Annotated in this window: 1 pseudogene; it reads left to right on the top strand. The window is 47.4% G+C overall.

Annotated elements, in window-relative coordinates:
- Positions 1-266, top strand: a pseudogene (locus O4H47_RS17955) (lipoyl synthase); the annotation flags it as partial.

Raw genomic sequence — 266 nt, forward strand, 5'->3', positions numbered from 1 at the left:
CAAATGGTCACTTGAGCTTCTTAAGAAGTTCAAAGAGCAGCATCCCGATGTACCGACCAAGTCTGGTTTGATGATGGGTCTTGGTGAAACCAAAGAAGAAATCATCGAAGTACTGAAAGATCTACGCGCACACGGCGTAACGATGCTGACTCTAGGCCAGTATTTAGCGCCAAGCCGTCACCACTTGCCAGTAGAACGTTACGTTCCACCATCAGAGTTTGACGAGCTAAAAGAAGTTGCACTAGAACTTGGCTTCACGCATGCAG

This window comes from Maritalea porphyrae, from assembly GCF_027213965.1.
Lineage (GTDB): Bacteria > Pseudomonadota > Alphaproteobacteria > Rhizobiales > Devosiaceae > Maritalea > Maritalea porphyrae_A.